The 1,357-nt window shown below is 46.8% G+C and carries 1 protein-coding gene; it reads left to right on the top strand.

Features of this window, described 5'->3' with window-relative positions; all coding sequences use genetic code 11:
* Positions 1-1,229 (top strand): hypothetical protein (locus tag KDK14_RS18200; RefSeq protein ID WP_257266617.1); only part of this gene is annotated, 1,229 nt, incomplete at its 5' end.
* Positions 1,230-1,357 lie beyond the last annotated feature (128 nt).

Raw genomic sequence — 1,357 nt, 5'->3', positions numbered from 1 at the left:
CAAGAAAACCCGCAGGTTCTTCAGTATTGCCTCCCCCTGTGCCACCACATGCCGGTGATGAACCAGTTGAAGAGACAGGTTCAATGCCAACCGGACAGCGTGTTTCTACTCATCCGCCCCAAAAGCGTATGCCCATAAATAATAATGATCCTGTGGGAAACCGTAGGCTGTCGGACAATATTCAGCCAGCAAGTGTTTCTGAAAGTACGGTTCCCACAAATAGCCTGAAGGCTGAAGGAATCAAGCGTGATCTGGCTACACTTTTGGCCGTTGATCAGCCTCTGGAGCAAAGCTTCAGAAAAATCAAGGAGATGAAATATATTGATGCTACTGTAACTGTTCTGCAAAATATCAAGGAACAAATGAGTGAGAAGTGGAACCTGCCAAATGATCAGCTAATTGAAGAATTTAAAACAGTGCATAAGGCAGCCATTAAACAACTGAAAAACAACAATTCGGATGATGTAAAAGTCACGTTCAATTTACCCGATGGCAAACGGGTTCGTTTAATTCCACCGGAGCTGGATGATTTGGATTTATCTGACTTGGAGTCATGGATGCAGCAATCTTTGGCGTTAGTCAATGAAATGAAACAGGAAAAGCAGTCTGTTTTACCATCTGCCCTCACCACCAGGACGAATGGTGCCCAACAATTTAACGCCCTTCTCTCTCAGCTGGCGCAACTCGGGGCATCCAGACAAGAGATTCAGGGCTTCCAGGCTCGCTATGATGCCATACAACATCCAGTTATCAGCCTTTCTTTTTATAGCCGCAATCAGAAGTCTGCAAAGAGGGCGCAAAGTGTTACTCCGGGGTCATTAGAGCCGCGTCCTGCCATTGAAATTGCCAATGATCATGAGAAGAAGTCAGTGGGTTCTGAAGACAGCGATTCGGCTTTCGGGAAAGTAAGCGCTATGGAAGATGATCACCAGAAACGCGTTAAAAAGGCCCGTAAGGCTTACGAGGATCTCATGGATGCTGCACATTACCACGAAGAAGAAAACAAAGGCACAGAAGAAGGCCCCAGTCAAGAAACACTGAATGCAAAAGCGAAGTTGATGGCGGAGTTAGAGCAACGTTTATCAGGCAAGTCTGATCACCCTTCCGGTTTATCTTCAACGCGGGGAAAGGTGGCACCATCGGAGGATAACACGACGCCTGAAACGCCAGGTGATGACGCTTCAAGGGGTGGCAGTCAACCACCTCCACCAGGAAACCCTGGACAGTGATTGGAACGGAAGAAATCCACAAAAATTCAGGTGCCAAACTCAGAGGCTGAATCTGTTCGATGGTCTCTTCACTCTGTTCCTATAAATGTGAGTAAACATAGGACTATTTCGCTCTCTGTTAATGCCCC

This window comes from Endozoicomonas sp. ONNA2 (assembly GCF_024606365.1).
GTDB lineage: Bacteria > Pseudomonadota > Gammaproteobacteria > Pseudomonadales > Endozoicomonadaceae > Endozoicomonas.
This window is presented reverse-complemented; position numbering and strand designations above follow the sequence as displayed.